Here is a 22,924-nt window from a genome sequence, read left to right on the forward strand (position 1 = left end):
ATTAGTCATTAGTCATTAGTCATTAGTCATTAGTCATTAGTCATTAGTCATTAGTCATTAGTCATTAGTCATTAGACTTGTAGGGTGCGTCAGGCTTTCGTTAGAGAGCGACTATTAATGGTTTAGACCTCAGACGCACCATACTATAGCGGTTCGATCGCGTGGTGAGGTATGGGGGCGAGTCCTATGCCTATGCCCTGTTTGGCCAATGCCCAATGCCCTGTTTGGCCAATGCCCTGTTTGGCCTATGCCCTGCGCGGGCCAATGCCCTATGCGCTATGCCCTATGCCCTATGCCCAATGCCCGCGAGATCACCTCATGTTACTGAGAAAGGCTATATATGTGTCAGTTGCGTAAGTCCTAAGAAAGTAAAAAATTAAGGGTAAAATGTATGGCTTACAGCGATTTTAGTTTGGCAAGCGTCAAAAAAGCTTTGAATTTAACGATTTCGCCGAGGCAAGATTTGTTTTCGGCCGTACCTGCTTTAGAATGCAGCAATCATTTAACAGAAACTTTAGCTTATAATATTCCTTTTGCTCTGGCGAGCAATACGGAAAAATCACGCTCAGAAATGATTATTACGCCGATTTTGCTGGAACTTACCAAGCAGTTTGCCGATCGCATTAGTTTGTTTTCGGGAGTCGATTTTACGGTTGATAGCGACTTGGGATTAAACGGCAGTTGCCATTTTCTGATCGGTCGATCGGTAGAGTTCCTGATTGTTAGCGCCCCGGCGATTTTAATCGTTGAGGCTAAAAAGGAAAATATTAATGCTGGGTTGGGTCAGTGCGTAGCGGAAATGTATGCAGCTCAACTGTTTAACGAACGGGAGGGAAATCAGGTATCGAGGATTTATGGGGTTGTGACAACGGGAGAAATTTGGAAGTTTTTAATGCTGGAAGGCCAATCAGTTCAAATAGATTTATTGGAGTATTTTTTGAATGAGGTTGATAAAATTTTGGGAATTTTAGCGATCGGCATTCAAAATGGGTAATTGGGCGAGCGAAGCGGAGGGATGGGGCATGGGGCATTGGGCATGGGGGATTGGCCAAACAGGGCATTGGGTAATAGGTAATAGGTAAGCAGTAAAAACAAATCTAAAATCTAAAATGTAAAATCTAAAATCGTATGACTCAAGATGCTAGACCTGCTGCTAATTGCAATTTTGGGATTTCTCGGCAGTTTCGGTCACTGCGCCGGGATGTGCGGCCCGCTGACAATGGCGTTTTCTCTTTCTAATTCCCGCAACGATAAATTAGCTGCTTTCCGCTTTCATTTGCTGCTAAATTTGGGGAGAATTGCTGCTTACGCTTTGGTTGGTGCTGCAATTGGCGGACTGGGTTCGGTGTTAATTGCTGGCGGACTTTTGGCCGGTACGGGTAGCGAATTGCGGCGGGCGATCGCACTTCTGACGGGCACCATGCTGATTTGGTTCGGAGTAGTGCAAATTCAACCGAACTTGCTGCCGCGATTGCCGCTGCTGCACCCAATGTCGCACGATCGAGTCGGACAAGCAATGAGCAAGCTTTCGGCGCAAAAAAACTGGTGGGTGCCGGTTGCTTTGGGTTTGCTTTGGGGTTTGATTCCCTGCGGTTTCCTCTACGCCGCGCAGATTAAGGCGGCGGAAACCGGAAACCCGGTTTTGGGTGCCGCGACGATGCTGGCCTTCGGACTCGGCACGCTGCCAACTATGCTGGGAGTGGGTTTTTTTGCTGGCAGATTGAGCGCAAACAGGCGGAGTCAACTCTTTCGGATGGGTGGGTGGGTGACGGTGGCGATCGGGATTCTTACCTTGCTGCGAACTGATGAAATGGTCGATTTTACCGGCCACGCAGCGCTGCTGTGCTTGATGCTAGCACTGTTGGCGCGTCCCGTTAGCAAGTTTTTGCCGCAACTGCTGCGCTACCGCCGCGCCTTGGGTGTGGGCGCGTTTGTCCTAGCAGTCGCCCACACGTTTCATATGCTGTATCATACGCTGCAATGGAATTTTGATGCTGTGTCCTTCATGTTGCCGCAGCACCAGTTGGGAATGGCGGCTGGGATGCTGTCGCTGCTGTTGATGCTACCGGCGGCGGTTACAAGTGTCGATCGCATTCAAAATTTTTTAGGCAAGCTGTGGCGAAGGCTTCACCTGTTAAGCGTTCCAGCTTTCTTGCTGTGCGCTGTACACGCCGCACTCATCGGTTCCCACTATCTCGGCGGCTTTGAATGGAAGTTGCACAATCAACTGCTGACAGCCGTGTTAGCCGCGGTTGCGGTGTTAGTTATGTTTGTGCGATCGCGTTTATTTTGGTCTATTTTATCACTGGAGAAGTTCTATGTTTCGCCTGTCAAACAAAAGTAAAAGTTTGGGATTGTTAGTTTTTTTGGGATTGCTAGTTGAAGCCGCAATTCCCAGTGCGCCGCAGTTAAACTCGATTTCAGTTTTAGCGCACGAAGTCGAAGTATCCGGGGATGTAGCCGCTACCTTTCACCTAGAACCCAACCACAATCCCCGCGCCGGACAGCCTGCGAGAGTGTGGTTTGCGCTAACTCGCAGGGGCGGTCAAATTATCCCCCTAGAGCAGTGCAATTGCAAACTGGCTGTTTATCCGAAAAATCGTAAAGATGGGGATAAGCCGCTGATGCAGCCGCCTTTAACCGCCATATCTGCCGAGAAATATCAAGGGATTCCGGGGGCTAATATCGTGTTTCCAAAAGCTGGGATTTACGAACTTGAATTGAGCGGAACAGCCCAAAACAAAGCTAATTTTAAACCCTTTAAACTGACTTATACAGTCACGGTTCGCTAAGATAATCTTTCCATCACCGAACATAAATCTTGTAGGGGCGGGTTCACCGACAATAAATGCCTAACACCCACAATCTCATAAACCCGCCCCCACCCAACGGCAAATCATAATCTACCTATTTTAACATACAAGAAAATACAACCGAAATCTGTATAAAACCTTAAAAATTGCCAACTCTACAAAATATCAGAAATTTTTACACTACATTATAACCAGTGTCCATTATGGAATTTGTGCAAGCTAACCTCTCTTGAACTGACCAAAGGATATAACCATGGATATATTATCTAACACCGTGGCGCTATCGCGGATGCAATTTGCCCTAACCGCCATATTCCATATGCTGTGGCCAGTTCTGACTACTGGAATGGGGATTTATCTGGTAATTGTTGAAGGAATGTGGCTGAAAACTCGCAATCCCGACTACTACCATCACGCTCGGTTTTGGTCTAAACTCTACCTTCTAAACTTCGGTATAGGAGTAGCTTCAGGAATTCCAATGGAATTTCAATTTGGCACCAATTGGGCACCCTTTTCTGAAGCTGTTGGCGAGTTTTTTGGCAGCATTTTGGGATTTGAAGCTTCAATGGCATTTATGCTAGAAGCCGGCTTTTTAGGAATTATGCTGTTCGGTTGGGAGCGCGTTAACCCCATCGTCCATTATTTCGCTACAATCATGGTAGCCTTCGGCGCTAACCTATCCACAGTGTGGATTTTAGTCGCTAACTCTTGGCTGCAAACTCCTGCAGGCGGAGAAATGGTCAATGGCAAGTTTATTGTCAGCGATTACTTTCAAGCAATTATGAACCCGTCCGCATTAAACAGCATTCTCCATATGTTTTTTGCGACGTTAGAAACTTCGCTGTTTGTCATTGGCGGCATTAGCGCTTGGTACATTCTCAATAAGCGCAACGAAGCCTTTTTTTCCAAGTCTTTAAAAATTGCCATAGCGACCGCAATCGCCGTTGCACCTTTGCAGATATACATCGGACATTTGAGCGCCACACAAGTTTATCACTATCAACCCGCTAAATTAGCAGCAATCGAAGCTAAGTGGGAAACCTCAACAGCGGGAGAGTCAGCAGATTGGACTTTGCTAGCTTTGCCTAATGAAAAAGCCCAAAAAAATGACTGGCAAATTAGCGTGCCCAATGGCTTAGGATACGTTCTGGGATTCAAACAAAAACTCTCCGAACCCGTACTCGGATTGAAGGAGTGGAAGCCAGAAGATAGACCCCGGATGGTGGGTTTAATCTACTATTGTTTCCGCATCATGTCCGGCATTGGATTCTTCTTTTTAGGACTGATGCTGTTCAGTATAATTCAGTGGATGCGTGGCAAACTTGCTGCTGAAAATATCGGCAGTCAACCTTGGCTGATGCGCGCTTGGGTATTGGCTGCTCCCCTGGGATATATTGCTGTAGAATCTGGTTGGATTGTCCGCTGTGTCGGCAGACAACCCTGGGCTTTATACGGGCAAATGCGCACTGCTGACGCGGTGTCAAACATCCCCGCCAGCAATGTTTTAACTTCTCTCAGTTTCTTTGCAGTTATTTACAGCTTTTTGTTTGTTTGTGCCTTGTATTTTGGCAGCCGAATTATCCGCCAAGGCCCTAATTTAACTCTGCCGATGCCCGGTTTTGACAATAAACCCGCAATCGAAACTCAACCCGCAGAACACATTCCCGAGCGACGTCCCGTAGAAGCACAACAATAGGAGATTTTATGCAAGCTTTGGAGCATTTTCTCCCGCAAGTTTGGTTCGTAATTTTAGGTATCTTTCTCTTGCTCTACGTCATGCTAGACGGTTTTGACTTAGGAGTAGGAATCTTGTCTCTAGCTGCTGACGACGAGGAACGCAGGGGCATCTTAATGGCCAGTCTGGGGAACGTTTGGGACGCTAACGAAACGTGGCTGGTTTTAATGGGAGGCGCTTTATTTGGCGCATTTCCCCTCGCTTACGGCACGATTTTGACAGCGCTGTACATACCGATTTGCCTGATGGTTTTTGGTTTGATATTTCGGGCTGTAGCCTTTGAATTTCGCGAGCATTCTAATCGCAAATTATTCTGGAATTATGCCTTTGGTGCTGGCAGTTTTTTAGCAGCTTTAGCTCAAGGATTTGCCTTGGGTGCGGTGCTCGAAGGCATTGCGGTTGACGAAGCCGGTCACTTTGTGGGTACTACTTGGGACTGGCTGGATTGGCGATCGATATTGGTTGCTTTGACGCTGATTCAAGGGTATGTTTTGATCGGTTCAACCTATCTAATTATGAAAACGGAGGGCGAACTGCAAACAAATCACTACCGCACGGCTAAAATTGCGGCAGTGACGACTTTAATTGGAGCAGTTTTAATTACGATCGCCACTCCGGTATTTTATGAAAGTACGAGAGCGAGGTTGTTCGAGCAACCGCTAGTTTATATCTTTGCTGCTATTCCTTTGCTGGGACTGCTGTTTGTGGGACTGCTGCTGAAAAGTCTCGCAAACAAAGAAGAACGGACGCCGTTTATCTGGACGATTCTAATTTTTGTGCTCAGTTTTATCGGCTTGGGGTTGATTGTTTTTCCCTACATTATCCCCACGCAAATCACGATTTACCAAGCTGCTGCTTCGCCCAGCGCGCTGGTGTTTATGTTTGTGTTCATGGGCTTTCTGCTCCCGATTATGATTTTTTACAACATCTACAATTATGTTGTGTTTCGGGGTAAGGTTGTCGGCGGCCACTACGGGAAATAAAGCATAATAAAATCGCAGATGCACGCGAATGTACGCAGATAAGCTCAACTCTATATCCGGGTTTATCTGCGTATATTTGCGGATAAATTACAGATTATTGTTTTCTGATACGATCGCACACAACTTACGCAACCATACTATACATAGCGTAAATAGTGCGGATTAGGGAAAGGAACTGGTTTAGGATTAGCTCTGGCACGTCATGCGCTTTGAGATTTAAAATTTGAGATGGCTCCCACGGATGAGTCCGGGAGCTTGCGATCGCGATACAGAGCTTTTTTCAAATATCCGCGGATGAATCCAAGGGATTGTGACCAAAGTGCTTTAGGTCAAATAATAGTTGATAAACCTGGGGAAAAAATTACAGTTAATTCTGTCCATCGCCAGGGTGCAAAGTTTGCGACCCCCATATTTGTCAAATAATAAAATACAATAGAATGGAAGAGAATGTTTGAATTTCACTGTTGTATAACATACTGCGGAAATTTTTTGATTGCCAACCGTAGAATAAGGGTTTCAAAGCTCCAAGGCAATCCAGCTACCAACAAAAAATCGAGGGTGTCAGACTACGAACTAAAAACTGTCCGGACTATTGGTATAAGAGAGGATCAACCAGTTATGGATGCGATCGCAAATTTGTCAGGTTATCTGATTACAGAGAAACTTTATGTAGGTACGCGTACCCTAGTGTATCGAGGCATCCGTACCCGTGACCAATACCCAATCGTCGTCAAACTGCTGCGAAACGAATACCCCACCTTCAACGAGCTCGTTCAGTTTCGCAACCAATATACCATTGCCAAAAATCTCGACTTCCCTCACATCGTCAAAGCCCTGACGCTGGAAGTATACCAGAATAGCTATGTCCTAGTAATGGAGGACTTTGGCGGAGTCTCCCTATCTACTTATCTCAAAACCGCAACAAATGAAACCAAACCATCTCAAGCTTTACCTTTAGCAGAATTTCTCCAAATCGCCATACAACTAACAGACATTATTCACTATCTCTACCAAAAGAGAGTCATTCACAAAGATATTAAACCCGCTAATATTCTCATTAATTTAGACACAAAAAAAATTCAACTAATTGACTTTAGTATTGCATCCCTCCTACCACGAGAAACTCAAGAAATCCAGAATCCCAATATTTTAGAAGGAACATTAGCCTATCTTTCCCCCGAACAAACAGGACGGATGAATCGAGGCATTGACTATCGTAGTGACTTTTATTCCCTAGGCGTGACTTTTTATGAATTGTTGACAGGAAAGTTGCCATTTATCTCTGATGACCCGATGAAATTGGTGCATTGTCACCTCGCTAAACACTCGATACCGATCCATCAAATTAATCCTGAAATTCCCTTAATTTTATCGCAACTTGTGAGTAAGCTGATGGCCAAAAATGCCGAAAAACGCTATCAAAGTGCATTAGGACTCAAGCACGATTTAGAAATTTGTTTAGTTCAGTTACAAAAAACAGCCAAAATAGAATTTTTTGAACTTGGAAAGCGAGATATTAGCGATCGCTTTACTATCCCCGAAAAGCTCTACGGTAGAGAAAAAGAAGTCGATCGACTATTAGCTGCCTTTGAGCGAGTCAGCCTGGGATCAACGGAAATGATGCTAGTAGCAGGTTTTTCGGGAATTGGGAAAACCGCCGTTGTCAATGAAGTTCATAAACCCATTGTCCGTCAGCGCGGTTATTTTATCAAAGGCAAATACGATCAATTTCAGCGCAACATTCCCTTCAGTGCCTTTGTGCAAGCCTTCCGCGACTTAATGGGTCAACTGCTATCAGAATCGGATATCCAACTGCAAACATGGAAAACCCAGATTTTAGCAGCAGTGGGAGACAGCGGACAAGTATTGATTGACGTGATTCCTGAGTTAGAAGGCATAATTGGCGCTCAACTTCCTGCAACAGAATTGTCAGCAAGTGCCGCCCAAAATCGCTTTAATTTGCTAATGCAGAAATTTGTGCAAGTTTTCACGAGCAAAGAACATCCTTTAGTGATGTTTTTGGATGACTTGCAATGGGCCGATTCAGCCTCCCTGAATTTGCTACAATTATTGATGATGGATAAAGGATATTTATTAGTATTAGGGGCATATCGAGATAATGAAGTTTCGCCCGTGCATCCATTTATCTTAACAGTGGATGAGATAGTTAAAACTGGCGCAACAGTGAATACGATTACTTTGCAAGCGTTAAGCGAACCAGATATGAATTTGTTTGTCGCGGATACGCTGAATTGTGAATCATCCCTTGCCCAGCCTTTGACAAATTTAGTCTATCAAAAAACTCAGGGAAATCCTTTCTTTGCCACTCAGTTTCTCAAGGCATTACATGACGATCGGCTAATTAGCATTAATTGGGATATTCGGCATTGGCAGTGCGATATTGCTGGGGTCAAAGCCTTAGCTATCACTGATGATGTCGTTGAATTCATGGCATTGCAATTGCATAAGTTGCCGCCAGAAACTCAGGATAATCTCAAATTAGCTGCTTGTATTGGCTCGCAGTTTGATTTGAATACCTTAGTAATTGTCAGTGAGAAATCTGCTGGAATGACGGCTACGGCTTTATGGAAAGCATTGCAGGAAGGTTTGGTGATTCCCACGACCAAAATCTATAAGTTCTTTACGGAGTCGGATAGTGATGAAGTTTTTAAGGCTTCAGCTAATCCAACTTATCAATTTTTACACGATCGCGTCCAGCAAGCCGCATATTCGCTCATTCCAGATTCAGATAAAAAAGCAACTCATCTCAAAATCGGACAGTTACTCCAGCAAAATTTATCAGAAATAGAGCAACAGGAAAAACTCTTTGATCTTGTCAGGCATTTGAACCAAGGAGAAGACTTAATTACCCAAGATAGCGAACGAGAAGCATTAGCTAAACTAAACTTAAAAGCGGCACAGAAAGCCAGAAGTTCTACAGCTTATGCTGCGACAAGAGTCTATGTGCAAACCGGGATTGAGTTACTGACAGCTAACTGCTGGCAAACTCAGTATGAATTGACCCTGAATCTCTATGTTGGTGCTACCGAAGCCGCTTATTTGAATGCTGACTTTGACAGCATGGAACAAATGGCAGAATTGGTGTTGCAAGAAGCTCAGTCGATTTTAGACAAAGTTAAAATTTACCAAATTTCAATCACTGCACAGACAGCTCAGGGCAAAATATTAGAAGCGATCGCAGTCGGCAGAAATGCGCTAGGGCAATTAGGGGTTGAACTCCCCACTGAACCTGACGAAACTAAGATTAGCAAAGTCCTACAAAATCTTGCTAACCAACAAAGCGGCAAACGGATTGAAGAACTGGTTGACCTGCCAGTGATGACCGATGCCAAAACTCAGGCAGCAATCCAACTATTGGGAACCTTATTTCCGCCCGTTTTTCTAGGAATGCCGGGATTGCTACCCATCCTTAGCTCGATGATGGTGAGTTTATCGATCGAATTTGGAAATGCACCCGCATCGACGGTGGGGTATGCGATTCACGGCATGGTGCTATGTGCCTTTTTAGGAGAGGTAGAAATGGGCTATGGCTTTGGTAAACTGGCGATGAATTTGCTCGATCGCTTCAATATCCGCGCACTGAAAGCGACAATTCCCGCTTTTTTTGGAAGCTTTATTCAGCATCGCCAAGAAGCGATCGGGGCAACAATACCGACGCTGAAAGTTAGCTATACGGCTGCGATGGAAACCGGGGATTTTCTACAATCTGGCTATAGCATACTCAATTATCTCGAATCCAAATTTTTTGGTGGGGTGGAACTGGACACTTGGGAAACCGAAATAGCCAGTTACAGTGCTGTGATGACACAGGCCAAACAATATTTGGCTCGAGATTATTTGGAGATGATGCAGCAGACGGTGAATAACTTGAGGAAAGTCGGTATTCTCTCGGATTGCTTAATCGGTACTGGTTACGATGAAACGGTGATGCTTCCTAAGCATCATCAGAATAATGAACTCACGACGATCGCCAAGACTTATGTTTATAAACTGCTGCTTGCCTACTCATCGGGCAACAACACCGCTGCCCTCGACTATATTCTCCAAGCGAAGCCGTATTTGATGGCAATATCGGGATTGATTCAAGTTCCAATTTTTCATTTTTATACCGCTTTGACGTACTTGGCAATCTTCCCCACAAAGCCAGAGCCAGAGCAATCAGAAATCCTCGCCCTAGCGGAGACTCATCAAAAGATTCTGCAACAGTGGGCGAAAAATGCGCCCATGAATCATTTGCATAAATGGTATTTAATTGAAGCCGAAAAATATCGGGTTTTGGGTAATAAAGCCGATGCCATAGACTTGTACGATCGCGCGATCTCCCTCGCTAAAGAAAATCTATTCCTCAACGAAGAAGCCCTCGCCAACGAACTCGCAGCCAAATTCTACCTAGAATGGGGCAAAGAAAAAGTAGCTCAAGCCTACATGATTGAAGCATATTATTGTTATGCCCGCTGGGGAGCTAAAGCCAAAATAGACGATTTGGAAAAACGTTATCCTCGCCTACTCGGTATTATCCTTCAGCAAGCTCAATCCTTTAGTTCCTTTAAGGAAACGAGCGCCTTGGGAACGATTACTTATACTCACTCTTCTAGCAGCAACTCTGAATTTCTAGATTTGCCTACTCTGATCGAAGCCTCTCAAACCCTTTCTGGGGAGATTGAAATAGACAAACTCCTGACTACTCTTTTAAAAATATCGCTCGCGAATGCTGGGGCAACTAAGTGTGTCTTATTGCTCAAACAAGAACAGTATTTACAGGTAGTGGCTCTTGTAGAAGAGGGACAGGAACCTGAGCTATTACCATCAATACCGCTAGAATCAAGTCAGGATGTAGCGATTAGTTTGGTCAATACTGTCAAGCGTAGTTTGAAACCTTTGGTAATAGTTGATGCTCGGGTAAGTTCCCAGGTTGCTGGGGATATTTACATTCAAAAACACCAGCCTAAAAGTATTCTTTGTATTCCTATTCTTAATCAAGGGCAGTTGATTGGGATTTTATACCTGGAAAATAACCTGACGGTTGGGGCGTTTACGAGCGATCGCATTGAATTGCTAAATCTGCTGGCTTCTCAAGCTGCTATTTCCTTAGAAAATGCCCGTTTGTATCAAGAATCTCAACAAGCATTTACCCATCTCAAACAAGCACAAATAAAAATAGTTCAAAGCGAAAAGATGTCAGCATTGGGAAACTTAGTGGCTGGGGTTGCTCACGAAATTAATAATCCGGTTGGTTTTCTGGTTGGTAATATTCAACCCGCCTTAGATTATATCAAAGATTTATTTGGATTGCTCGATTTGTATCAACAAAAATATCCCCAACTCGATCCAGAGATTCAAGAGGAAATCGAGAACATCGAGCTTGACTACATCCGGGAAGATTTACCGAAACTAATAGGTTCGATGCGGGAAGGCGTGAAGCGGATTCGGGATATTAGTACCAGTCTACGGACGTTCTCCCGTGCCGATACTAACTCTCCCGTAGCTTGCAATATCCACGATGGCATCGATAGCACCATTATGATCCTGAAACATCGCCTCAAGGCTAACGACACTCGTCCAGAAATCAAAGTGATTAGGGAATACGGGAATTTGCCACAAGTTGAGTGTTATGCCGGACAGTTGAATCAAGTATTTATGAATTTGTTAGGTAATGCGATTGATGCTTTGGAGGAATCCAATCAAGGACGACCTTATGCAGGAATCGCCAATCAAATTACTATTAAGACGGAAATTGATGGGGATAAAAAACAAGCGGTTATTCGCATTAAGGATAACGGTGTGGGAATGAGTGAGGCAGTGCGGGAGAAAATTTTTGATGATTTATTTACTACTAAGGGAGTGGGACAAGGGACGGGGTTGGGATTGGCGATCGCCAAGTCTATTGTAGTTGAGAAACACGGCGGTACAATAGAGGTAAATTCTGTATTGAGAGAAGGGACGGAGCTTATAATTTTCTTGCCCATGAAAGGATAAGAATATCTTGATAGATGGCAATTTTTTTATTCAAAAGTGAAAAATAATAAAAGCGGTAGAGTTCGTCTGCTGGGGTATATCCCAGTTCTATACTCCGGATACTTGACAAATAAAAGTGTATAGTTAGTTACAATAATCAATATCTGAGATGGAGTAATCCAGATGAGTACAGCAGTGGATTTAACGAACCGAATTTCGGGATATCATCTGGTTGAGGAACTATACTGCGGTTCGAGAACCCTAGTTTATCGAGCTATCCGAGAAACAGACCAGATTCCAGTTGTCATTAAACTACTGAATCGAGACTATCCCAGTTTTAGCGAACTGCTGCAATTCCGCAACCAGTACACGATCGCCAAGAATCTACACCTGCCGGGAGTCGTTGAAGCCTACACTATAGAATTCTACCGCAACAGTTACGCCCTAGTGATGGAGGATTTTGGCGGCATTTCTCTGCGCGACTACGCCCAAGAGCGATCGCTGACTCTGGTAGAAATCTTGGAAATTGCCATTCAAATAACTGACATTCTCAATGCACTCTATCAGCATCGAGTCATTCACAAAGATATTAAGCCAGCTAACGTCCTGATTCATTCCGAAACTAAACAAGTCAAACTAATTGACTTTAGCATCGCCTCCCTACTGCCGAGAGAAACTCAAGAAATTCAAAATCCCAACGTTTTAGAAGGAACCCTCGCCTATATTTCTCCCGAACAAACCGGACGAATGAACCGAGGTATCGACTACCGCACTGACTTTTATTCTCTGGGAGCCACCTTTTACGAACTGCTGACCGGAAAACTGCCATTTGAATGTGACGACCCGATGGAGTTGGTCCACTGCCATATTGCCAAACAACCTCCTGCAATAAACAGCAAAGAAATCCCGCAGGTAGTGTCGGATATTGTCATGAAGCTGATGGCAAAAAATGCCGAACAGCGCTATCAAAGTGCCTGGGGATTGAAACATGACTTAGAAAGGTGTTTGCAGCAGTGCCAAGAAACTGGAAAGATTGAAACTTTTGAGTTAGGAACGCGGGATGTCTGCGATCGCTTCCTGATTCCTGAAAAGCTTTACGGTCGAGAAACAGAAGTACAAACCCTGTTGAATGCCTTCGATCGCGTCGCGAATGGCACATCAGAATTAATGCTGGTCGCTGGGTTCTCCGGGATTGGAAAAACGGCTGTAGTCAACGAGGTACATAAACCCATTGTCCGGCAGCGGGGCTATTTTATCAAAGGCAAATTCGACCAGTTTAACCGCAACATTCCCTTCTCGGCATTTGTCCAGGCTTTCCGCGATTTTATGGCACAATTACTCAGTGAAAGTGATGCCAAAATCCAAGAATGGAAAACTAAAATTCTCGAAGCGCTCGGTGACAACGGACAAGTCATTATTGAAGTCATTCCCGAACTAGAACGGATTATTGGATCGCAACCCCCAACCCCTGAATTATCGGGGATTGCTGCTCAAAATCTCTTTAATTTGCTCTTCCACAAATTCATTGCTGTCTTTACAACAAAAGAGCATCCCTTGGTGATATTTTTGGATGACTTACAATGGGCGGATTCGGCATCGCTGAAGTTAATGCAATTGCTCGTCAATGAGTCGCAATTGGGTTATCTGTTGCTGCTTGGAGCCTATCGGGATAATGAAGTATCACCAGGCCATCCCCTGATGTTGACCTTAGATGAAGTGAGGAAAGCAGGAACAACCCTCAACACCATTAGATTAGCACCGCTCGACAAAATCAGTTTGAATCAATTGGTAGCGGATACGCTAGTTTGTTCTCCTAAGTTGGCACAACCGCTGACAGAATTGGTCTATCAAAAAACTCAAGGAAACCCATTTTTTTCGACGCAGTTTCTCAAAGCCTTGCATCAGGATGAATTGATTATTTTTGATATCCAAGCGGGACATTGGCAGTGCGATATTAGTCAAGTTCGAGAGGTAGCACTAACTGATAATGTAGTAGAATTTATGGCGCAGCAGTTGCAGAAGTTGCCCACAGACACTCAGTCTGTTTTAAAATTAGCCGCTTGCATTGGCAACCTGTTCGACCTGGCAACATTGGCAATTGTATCAGAGAGTTCTGAGACTGAAACCGCAACCGCATTGTGGAAAGCTTTACAGGAAGAGCTGATTATTCCCCAAAGTGAAGTTTATAAATTTTATGTAGGCGCCCAACAGGCGATTTCTGAAGCGACTTCTCAAACCGTTGCCTATCGCTTCTTGCACGATCGCGTTCAACAAGCTGCTTATTCCCTCATTCCTGATGAAAAAAAGCAAGCAACTCATTTCCAAATCGGACAGTTGTTATTACAAAATTCCTCCGACATAGAGCAGGATGAAAAACTATTTGAGATTGTCAGACACTTAAATCAGGGTAAAGATTTAATCACTCAACCAAGCGATCGCCAAGAATTAGCCGAATTAAACCTAGTGACAGGGCGGAAAGCCAAAACTTCTACTGCTTATGCTGCCGCAATGGTCTATTTGCAAACGGCGATGGGGTTACTGACAACAGACTGTTGGCAAAATCATTATGAATTGACCCTCAATATTTACATGGCTACTGCCGAAGCTGAATATTTAAACCTTAACTTTGAGCAGTCATTAAATCTAGCTGAGATTGCCATGCAAAAAGCAACTAATTTACTCGACACAGTGAAAATTTATGAATTACAAATGCAGATTTATATCGCTCAACTAGAAATGGTAACGGCAGTAGATATTGGATTGCAAGTATTAGAAAAACTTACAATAAATTTGTTAACTATAGACGTGGAGAAGGAGTTGATAATTGATTTACCAAATATTGATAATTTAGATAATTTACCAAACATGACCGATCCATATAAGCTGGCAGCAATGCAGATTTTAAAAATCCTTTGTGCGCCTGTATTTATGGCAAAGCCAGAGATTTTTCCGCAAATAATCATCACTATGATTAATTTGTGTCTTGAATATGGAAATTCGGCGATCTCATCTTTTGCCTATGGTTTTTACGGATTATTGCTAGTCGGATTTAGTCAATTAGATAGAGGATACTATGCCGGTTTAATCGCTTTAAAATTATTAGACAAGTTTAACGCTAAAGAACTAAAGTCTAAAGTTTATAACTTATTTAATTCTAATATTCGCACTTGGAAAGAACACGCCAAAAATAGTGTCGATCCTTTGCGAGAAGGCGTACAAGCAGGGCTAGAAGTAGGTGATTTTGAATGGGGTGGATATTGTGCAGCAAATTTGTGCAGTTACTTATTTTTTACGGAGGATAACTTAGAGTCTGCCGTCCGGCAACAAGGAGCTTATGTTGATTTGTGTATTAACATTAAACAAGAAATTCCTATTCACTTTTCGCAAGTATGGCGACAACTAGGTTTAAATTTACAGGATAAAGCAGCAGATTCCCTATTATTGATCGGTGAAAGTTTTGATGAAGAGAAAATTTTGCCCCGCATCATTGCCGCTAAATCGGGAACAGTTTTATTTGTTTTTTATGTGGCTAAAACTATTCTAGTTTACTTGTTGGGCGATAGTAGCCAAGCCTTGAAAAATGTGGGACTAGCACAGGAGCAAGCCGGAGCAGCTTTTGGTTTTATGCAAGTCGTAGTTCTCAACTTTTACCATTCGCTAACATTGTTAAATTGCTATGATGAAGTCACGGTAGATGAACAAAAAAACTACTTAGAGCAGGTCAATATTAATCAGAAAAAAATGATTTTTTGGGCAGACAATGCGCCAGAAGTAAACCAGCATAGATATGAATTAATTGAAGCGGAAAAAGCTCGGATATTAGGGATTAATTGGCAAGCATTAGAGTTATACGATCGCGCGATCGCCGGAGCCAAAGAAAACGAATACCTCCAAGAAGAAGCGCTCGCCAACGAATTAGCTGCCAAGTTCTACCTTGAGGAGGGCAAAGAAAAAGTTGCCGCAGGCTATATGCAGGAAGCGTATTACTGTTATGCCCGTTGGGGTGCAGTAGCCAAAATAGAAGACCTAGAACAACGCTATCCCCAATTACTTGGGCCTATCCTGAATCAGCCCAAACTTCGCTTTAATCCTCTAGAGACGCTGGCAACGATTAGCCACTCTTCGCAGACTTCCAGTAATAGCAGCACCAATATTTCCGATGTCCTTGATTTCGCATCTATTATGCAAGCTGCTCAAGCTTTATCCAGTAAAATTCAGATTGATGAATTACTCGGCACCCTCAACCAAATTATTTTGAAAACTTCTGGGGCAGAAACTTGTGCTTTGCTACTCCCCCATCAAGATGAATGGCAAATCCGGGCAATAACTCACATCAATCCAGATAACGAGTTACCCACAACCTTACTGCAAACCCAACCTATAGATGGCTCGGCGGTGATTCCGCTCAAGCTGGTTTATTATGTCAAAAACACCCTGGAAACTGTGGTTATTGAAGGTGGCAAGACCGATATTCCGGGTTTAATGAATGACTGTACGCTTGAGTATCAGTCTCAGAGTATGCTATGTACTCCGATTCTCGATCGCGGGAATTTAGTTGGCATACTTTATCTCGAACATCGCTCGACGAAAGGAGTGTTTACTCGCGATCGTCTCCTCATCCTCCACTTCCTCTGCACGCAGGCTGCCATTTCCTTAGAAAATGCGCGATTGTATCAGCAAGCACAGGACTATGCCCACCAGGTGGAAGAATCACAACTGCAATTAGTGCAGAGCGAAAAAATGTCAGCGTTGGGGAATTTAGTGGCCGGGGTTGCCCATGAAATTAATAATCCAGTCGGATTTATTTCTGGCAATATTCATGAAGCGATCGCCGCCGTCAAAGATATTACAGAATACCTGCAACTCTACCAAGAAAAATTTTCCAGTCCGGGTGACGAGATTGAAGAAAAAGCAGAAGAGATGGACATTGAATATCTCTTAGAAGATTTACCAAAAATGTTGCATTCTATGCAAGTCGGGTGCGATCGTATCCAAGGTATCAGCACCAGTCTTCGCACTTTCTCCAGAGCCGACAAAGATTACAAAGTTTCTTTCAATATTCATGAGGGAATTGACAGTACGATTTTGATTCTCAAACATCGATTAAAATCCAACGAACAGCGTCCAGCAATTGAAGTAGTGAAAGAGTACGGGAACCTGCCACCAGTTGAGTGCTTCCCTGGACAATTAAATCAGGTGTTTATGAATATATTGGCAAATGCCATTGATGCACTGGAAGAATCAAATCGGGAACAGAGTTTAGAGAAGATTAAAGCCCCAGCCAATTGCATCACGGTTCGGACAGAAAGACAGTCTGAGGAGTGGGTGACGATTCGCATTTCTGACAACGGACCAGGGATAGCAGATGAGATAAAAGGTAATATTTTTGACCACTTATTTACAACTAAAGGTGTGGGTAAAGGCACGGGATTGGGTTTGGCGATCGCACGCCAGATTGTAGTTGAGAAACACGGCGGTACAATCGAGGTAAATTCTGTATTGGGAGAAGGGACGGAGTTTGCGATATCATTGCCTACAAACGGATGAAGTTAATTATGCGATCGCCGCCTTTAACCCTTACAAATAGAGGCGAACATTAATTTTTAGCAGTCAATAGTTGAGATTAGGAGAGCCAAAATGAATGCAGATATAGATTTAACCAGCCCAATTGCCGGATACCGTCTAATCGATCAACTGTACAGTGGTTCCAAAACCCTGGTTTATCGAGCCATTCGAGAAATCGATCGGCTTCCAGTTGTCATTAAACTATTAAATAGAGACTATCCCAGTTTCAGCGAACTGCTGCAATTCCGCAACCAGTATACCATCGCCAAAAATCTACGTCTGCCGGGAGTCGTTGAACCTTACAGTCTGGAATCCTACCGCAACAGCTATGCCCTAGTGATGGAGGATTTTGGCGGCATTTCTCTACGGCTATACGCCCAAGATCGATGCCGAAGACGGCTCGGTGAAGCACCTACGCAGACTTTAGCAGAAATATTGGCGATCGCCATTCAAATAACTGACATCCTTGACGGACTGTACCAAAACCGAGTCATCCACAAAGATATTAAGCCAGCTAACGTCCTAATACATCCCGACACTAAACAAATTAAACTCATAGACTTTAGCATCGCCTCCCTACTGCCGAGAGAAACTCAAGAAATTCAAAATCCCAACGTTTTAGAAGGAACCCTCGCCTATATTTCTCCCGAACAAACTGGACGAATGAACCGAGGCATCGACTACCGCACTGACTTTTATTCTCTGGGAGCCACTTTTTACGAACTGCTGACCGGAAAACTGCCATTTGAATGTGACGACCCGATGGAGTTGGTTCACTGCCATATTGCCAAACAACCTCCTTCAATAACTAGCAAAGAAATTCCGCAGGTGGTTTCGGATATTGTCATGAAGCTGATGGCAAAAAATGCCGAACAGCGCTATCAAAGTGCCTGGGGATTGAAACATGACTTAGAACGGTGTTTGCAGCAGTGCCAAGAAACTGGAAAGATTGAAACTTTTGAGTTAGGAACGCGGGATGTATGCGATCGCTTCCTCATCCCCGACAAACTCTATGGACGAGAAACCGAAGTAGAAACGCTCATACAAGCCTTTGAAAGAGTTAGCGAAGGTGCAACAGAAATGATGCTCGTTGCGGGTTTTTCAGGAATTGGAAAAACAGCAGTTATCAACGAAGTTCATAAACCCATTGTGCGGGAACGGGGTTATTTTATTAAAGGAAAATATGACCAATTTCAGCGCAACATTCCCTTCAGCGCCTTTGTGCAAGCATTCCGCGATTTAATGGGGCAATTGCTATCCGAATCAGATTGGCAATTAGAAAGATGGAAAAGCCAGATTTTAACCGCATTAGGAGACAACGGACAAGTCTTAATTGACGTAATTCCTGAGTTAGAAAATATTATCGGTAAACAGCCAGCCGCCCTTGAATTATCAGGAACAGCCGCCCAAAATCGCTTTAATCTCCTGTTTCAAAAATTTGTGCAAGTCTTTACCAGTAAAGAAAATCCGTTAGTCATGTTTTTAGATGACTTGCAATGGACCGATTCCGCATCACTGAACTTGCTTAAATTATTGATGCAAGATGCAGGGTATCTATTAATATTAGGTGCGTATCGAGATAATGAAGTCTCCCCCGTACATCCATTCATTTTAACAGTGGATGAAATTTTCAAAACAGGGGCAACGGTGAATACAATTACTTTACCACCGTTAAGGGAACCTGATATGAATCAGTTAGTGGCAGATACACTGAATTGTGAATCATCCCTAGCCCAGCCTTTAACAAGATTGGTCAATCAAAAAACTCAAGGTAATCCTTTTTTTGCGACCCAGTTTCTCAAAGCATTACATGATGACAAGTTAATTAGCTTTGATTGGAAAATTCAATCTTGGCAATGCAATCTTGCCCAAGTCAATGCCTTAGCAATTACTGATGATGTCGTTGAATTCATGGCATTGCAATTACAGAAATTGCCCAGAGAAACTCAGGAGAGTCTCACACTAGCGGCTTGTATTGGGGCGCAGTTTGATTTGAATACCTTAGCAATTGTCAGTGAGAAATCACCAGACAGTACCGCAACAGCTTTATGGAAAGCCTTGCAGGAAGGTTTGGTAATTCCTACTACCAAAATCTATAAGTTCTATACCCAATCTAATAGTGAGGAAGTTTTAAATGCTTCCGCTAATCCGACTTATCGATTTTTACACGATCGCGTCCAACAAGCGGCTTATTCATTGATTCCTGACGAGCAAAAACAGCAGACCCATTACCATATTGGGCAACTACTCCAACAAAACTTATCAGAGATAGAAAAAGAGGAAAAGCTGTTTGATATTGTCGGGCATTTGAATTTAGGAATAGAGTTCATGACTCAAGCAGAGGAACGGGAAGCCTTAGCCAGATTGAACTTAGCAGCGGGACAGAAAGCCAGAACTTCTACAGCCTATGCAGGCGCCAGAAGTTTTGTGAAAACAGGGCTGGAGTTACTCACAGAAAACTGTTGGCAAAGTCAGTATGAATTAACCCTGAATCTTTATGTGGCTGCGGCTGAAACGGCTTACTTAAATGCCGATTTTAATAGCATGGAAGAAATGGCAGCCCAGGTTTTGCGATCGGCCAAAACAATACTAGATAAAGTCAAGATATTTGAGATTCAAATTAACGCACTGACAACTCAGAGTCAGATGTTAGAAGCGATCGCTATCGGCACCAATGCCCTAGCACAATTGGGGATTGAACTCCCCTATGAAACTGACGAAGCCTTGACACGCATTGCATTACAAAACCTTGCCAACCAACTGGAGAGCAAACAGATTGAGGAACTGGTTAACCTTCCCGTGATGAGCGATCCTCGGACAATCGCGGCGATGCAATTGTTAGGCATCTTGTTTCCGGCTATTTTTATGGGAAATCCTGCCTTGCAGCCTCTACTTTGTGCCACAATGGTCAGTCTATCACTTCAATTTGGCAATGCACCAGCATCAACAATCGGGTATGTGGGTTATGGTATTGTGCTGTCTGGTTTTTTCGGAGAAGTAGAAAAAGGTTATCGCTTTGGGCGAGTAGCACTGAGTTTACTCAATCAGTTGAATTGGCCAGAATTTAAATGTATCACTTTACTTTGGTTTGGCTGTTTTATTCAGCATCGTCAAGAACCACTGAGGGCAGCAATCCCAACGGCGAAAGAAGGCTATTTAGTCGGAATGGAAACAGGTGATTTTCTCAATGCTGGCTACTGCGTCAGTAGTTATTTATATAATAATTTTTTTGCGGGAGTAGAGCTTGATAATTGGCACGCAGAAATAGAAAATTACTGTGTTGTCTTAGCGACTGTGAAGCAATATTCTCCTATGGTTTACGTGAAGATGGCACAACAGACGGTGCAGAACTTGAGGGAAAATGTCAATCAACCGGATTTGTTAATCGGTCAGGCTTACGATGAAACTGTGATGTTTCCTCAGCATAATCACAATAGTGAGCTTACTGCACTCGCTCTTGCCTATAACTACAAACTAATGCTTGCCTATCTCTTTGGCAACTACACCAACGCCCTAGACTACATTGCCCAAGCAAGCCTCTATTTGAGGGTAGCGGCAGCAATGATTCATACTCCGGTTTTCCATTTCTATGCCGGGTTAACCTACTTGGCACTCTGCTCTACGCAGTCAGAAATTGAGCAAGCGAACACTCTCGCTTTGGCAGAAACCCATCAAACTACTCTGGCTCAATGGGCACACCAGGCTCCGATGAATCACCAACATAAAGTTGACTTAGTAGTAGCAGAAAAATGCCGGGTTTTAGGCAAGAATTATGAAGCTGGAGATTGGTACGATCGCGCCATTTCAGAAGCCAAAGAAAATGGTTATATCCAAGAAGAAGGTTTAGCCAACGAACTAGCTGCCAAGTTCTACTTAGATTGGGGGAAAGAAAAAGTTGCACAATCTTACATGATTGAGGCCTATTACTGTTATTCCCGTTGGGATGCAAAGGCTAAAGTAGCTTATTTAGAACAACACTATCCACAACTACTGAAAGCTATTCTCAAACCTGCTAAGTTTGCCATCACATCTGGGACAACCATCAACCAGACCTGGATGGGAAGCCTAACTAGCGTCAGTAGTAGCGAGAATTTATGGTTAGATTTTCCAGCAGTAATTAGGGCGGCACAAGCCATTTCACAAGAAATTGAATTAGAGAAACTGTTAGCCACTTTGATGCAGATTACGCTTGCTAATGGGGGAGCACAAATCGGTTGTTTAGTGCTTCGCCAAGACCGACAATGGTTAGTCGTCGCTCAAGCCGCACAAAAGCAGACAAAAATATTAGAAATTCCTCTGGAACAATATCAGAAAATTCCTCTGAGTTTGATTTATGTGGTGGCACGAACTCAAGCGACGGCTGTTTTTGACAACTTAAGTACAGCCGACCAATTTGCAGGCGATCGCTATATTATCGATCGTCAACCTAAATCAGTTTTATGTACTCCAATTATTCGGCAAGGAAAAGTCGTCGGTATTGTGTACTTAGAAAATAACTTAACAGTAGGAGCATTTACTAATGAGCGAGTAGAAATTCTCCAGACGATCGCAGCTCAAGCGGCGATCTCTATTGATAATGCTCGTTTATATAAACAAATAGAAAATTATTCCCAAAGCTTAGAAGCAGAAGTAGCCCAAAAAACGGAAGATTTAAGGCAAAAAGCTTTTGATTTAGAGCAAGCATTTAAAAACTTACAACAAACCCAAGCACAATTAATTCAGAGCGAAAAAATGTCATCTCTCGGTCAACTGGTAGCTGGGATTGCTCACGAAATCAACAATCCAGTAACATTTATTCGTAGTAATCTTGCACATACAGAGGATTATGTCAATAATTTGCTTATTTTACTTGATATTTATCAACAAGAGTATCCTGAACCCAGTGGAGTAATTCAAGCGAAAATAGAAGAAATGGATTTAGAATTTATGTGGGAAGATTTAATTAAAATTTTGGAATCTATGAAAGCAGGGAGCGATCGAATTAGCCAAATTATCCAGAGTTTGCGTAACTTTTCCCGCTTAGATGAAGCCGACATGAAAGCAGTAGATTTACATACCGGAATTGAAAGCACGTTGCTAATTTTACAAACTCGCTTAAGACAGAGCGATGGCAAATCAGAAATACAAGTTATTAAAGAGTATGGAAATCTGCCCAATGTCATTTGTTATGCTAGTGAGATAAATCAAGTATTTCTGAGTCTTATCAGTAACGCTATTGATGCTCTTCAATCAATTAATAAAACAGATAAAAATCCTGTAATCACGATTCAGACTGAAGTCATAGAAAAAGACAGGGTTAGAATTAAAATCACTGATAATGGTGCTGGTATCCCGGCGAATATTCAATCCAGAATATTCGATCCATTTTTTACAACTAAACCAGTGGGTAGCGGTACAGGTTTGGGTTTATCTGTTAGCTATGGTATTGTCAAAAAACATGGCGGTAAATTAACCTGTAATTCTAGAGTGGGAGATGGTACAGAGTTAGCGATCGAGATTCCCATCAGCTATATTAGAGCCTAAAGAAGCATCTTACTGCTACGCCCGTTGGGAGGTCAAGCAAAAGATATTCGATCATTTATTGACGGCGAAAGCAGTGGGAAAAGGAACGGGTTTAGGATTGGCGATCGCACGGCAGATTGTGGTTGAGAAACACTCTGGTATGCTAGAAGTGAACTCAACTTTAGGTGTAGGTACAGAATTTACGATTTCAATTCCATGTTGATGATTAGGGTGGTGTTTTTATACCCCCGGAGAGTGGACTAAGTTTGTGATTTAGGATCGCGAATTAAATAACTTACAATTTTAATTGTTATTGTGGGATGGGCGTCCCGCCCGTCCAAAAAGGACGG

General features: G+C 43.2%; 9 protein-coding genes. All 9 read left to right on the plus strand.

Translation table 11 applies throughout. The annotated features are described in order from the left end of the window. The first annotated feature begins 391 nt into the window (after positions 1-391). The 9 genes from QUB61_RS30390 (at position 392) to QUB61_RS30430 (ending at position 22,797) form a co-directional block, all read left to right on the plus strand. Entirely contained in the window at positions 392-994 is a 603-nt protein-coding gene (locus QUB61_RS30390) for a hypothetical protein (protein WP_333133766.1), read from the plus strand. Between the two features lie 144 nt (positions 995-1,138). Continuing rightward, the gene (locus QUB61_RS30395; RefSeq protein ID WP_333133767.1) at positions 1,139-2,344 is read left to right on the plus strand and encodes an urease accessory protein UreH domain-containing protein; all 1,206 of its coding nucleotides are present in this window, start codon (positions 1,139-1,141) and stop codon (positions 2,342-2,344) included. After that, a complete protein-coding gene (locus tag QUB61_RS30400) occupies positions 2,319-2,792 on the plus strand; it encodes a hypothetical protein (protein ID WP_333133768.1) in 474 nt (157 codons plus the stop codon). The genes QUB61_RS30395 and QUB61_RS30400 overlap by 26 nt, the downstream gene beginning before the upstream one ends. A gap of 274 nt (positions 2,793-3,066) precedes the next feature. After that, positions 3,067-4,509 (plus strand): cytochrome ubiquinol oxidase subunit I, encoded by a 1,443-nt coding sequence (locus tag QUB61_RS30405; RefSeq protein WP_333133769.1) that lies wholly within the window; start codon positions 3,067-3,069, stop codon positions 4,507-4,509. An 8-nt stretch (positions 4,510-4,517) separates the two neighbouring features. After that, on the plus strand, positions 4,518-5,531 hold the full coding sequence (gene cydB, locus QUB61_RS30410; RefSeq protein ID WP_333133770.1) for a cytochrome d ubiquinol oxidase subunit II: 1,014 nt from the start codon (positions 4,518-4,520) through the stop codon (positions 5,529-5,531). Positions 5,532-6,149: 618 nt separating this feature from the next. Continuing rightward, positions 6,150-11,528 carry an AAA family ATPase gene (locus tag QUB61_RS30415; RefSeq protein ID WP_333133773.1) on the plus strand — a complete coding sequence of 1,793 codons (5,379 nt, stop codon included), beginning with the start codon at positions 6,150-6,152 and terminating at the stop codon, positions 11,526-11,528. A gap of 162 nt (positions 11,529-11,690) precedes the next feature. Beyond that, positions 11,691-17,054 (plus strand): AAA family ATPase, encoded by a 5,364-nt coding sequence (locus tag QUB61_RS30420; RefSeq protein WP_333133771.1) that lies wholly within the window; start codon positions 11,691-11,693, stop codon positions 17,052-17,054. A gap of 90 nt (positions 17,055-17,144) precedes the next feature. After that, complete coding sequence (locus QUB61_RS30425; protein ID WP_333133772.1) at positions 17,145-22,595, plus strand: AAA family ATPase; 5,451 nt, start codon at positions 17,145-17,147, stop codon at positions 22,593-22,595. A 58-nt stretch (positions 22,596-22,653) separates the two neighbouring features. Further along, positions 22,654-22,797 carry an ATP-binding protein gene (locus QUB61_RS30430; RefSeq protein WP_445300297.1) on the plus strand — a complete coding sequence of 48 codons (144 nt, stop codon included), beginning with the start codon at positions 22,654-22,656 and terminating at the stop codon, positions 22,795-22,797. Positions 22,798-22,924 lie beyond the last annotated feature (127 nt).

Origin of the sequence: Microcoleus sp. C2D2, from assembly GCF_036702495.1 — a bacterium.
Taxonomy (GTDB): Bacteria; Cyanobacteriota; Cyanobacteriia; order Cyanobacteriales; family Microcoleaceae; genus Microcoleus.

Coding starts and splice junctions, on each gene's coding strand:
- QUB61_RS30425 (WP_333133772.1), top strand. CDS start 17,145: ATGAATGCAGATATAGATTTAACCAGCCCAATTGCCGGATACCGTCTA.
- cydB (WP_333133770.1), top strand. CDS start 4,518: ATGCAAGCTTTGGAGCATTTTCTCCCGCAAGTTTGGTTCGTAATTTTA.
- QUB61_RS30390 (WP_333133766.1), top strand. CDS start 392: ATGGCTTACAGCGATTTTAGTTTGGCAAGCGTCAAAAAAGCTTTGAAT.
- QUB61_RS30415 (WP_333133773.1), top strand. CDS start 6,150: ATGGATGCGATCGCAAATTTGTCAGGTTATCTGATTACAGAGAAACTT.
- QUB61_RS30405 (WP_333133769.1), top strand. CDS start 3,067: ATGGATATATTATCTAACACCGTGGCGCTATCGCGGATGCAATTTGCC.
- QUB61_RS30395 (WP_333133767.1), top strand. CDS start 1,139: ATGCTAGACCTGCTGCTAATTGCAATTTTGGGATTTCTCGGCAGTTTC.
- QUB61_RS30400 (WP_333133768.1), top strand. CDS start 2,319: ATGTTTCGCCTGTCAAACAAAAGTAAAAGTTTGGGATTGTTAGTTTTT.
- QUB61_RS30420 (WP_333133771.1), top strand. CDS start 11,691: ATGAGTACAGCAGTGGATTTAACGAACCGAATTTCGGGATATCATCTG.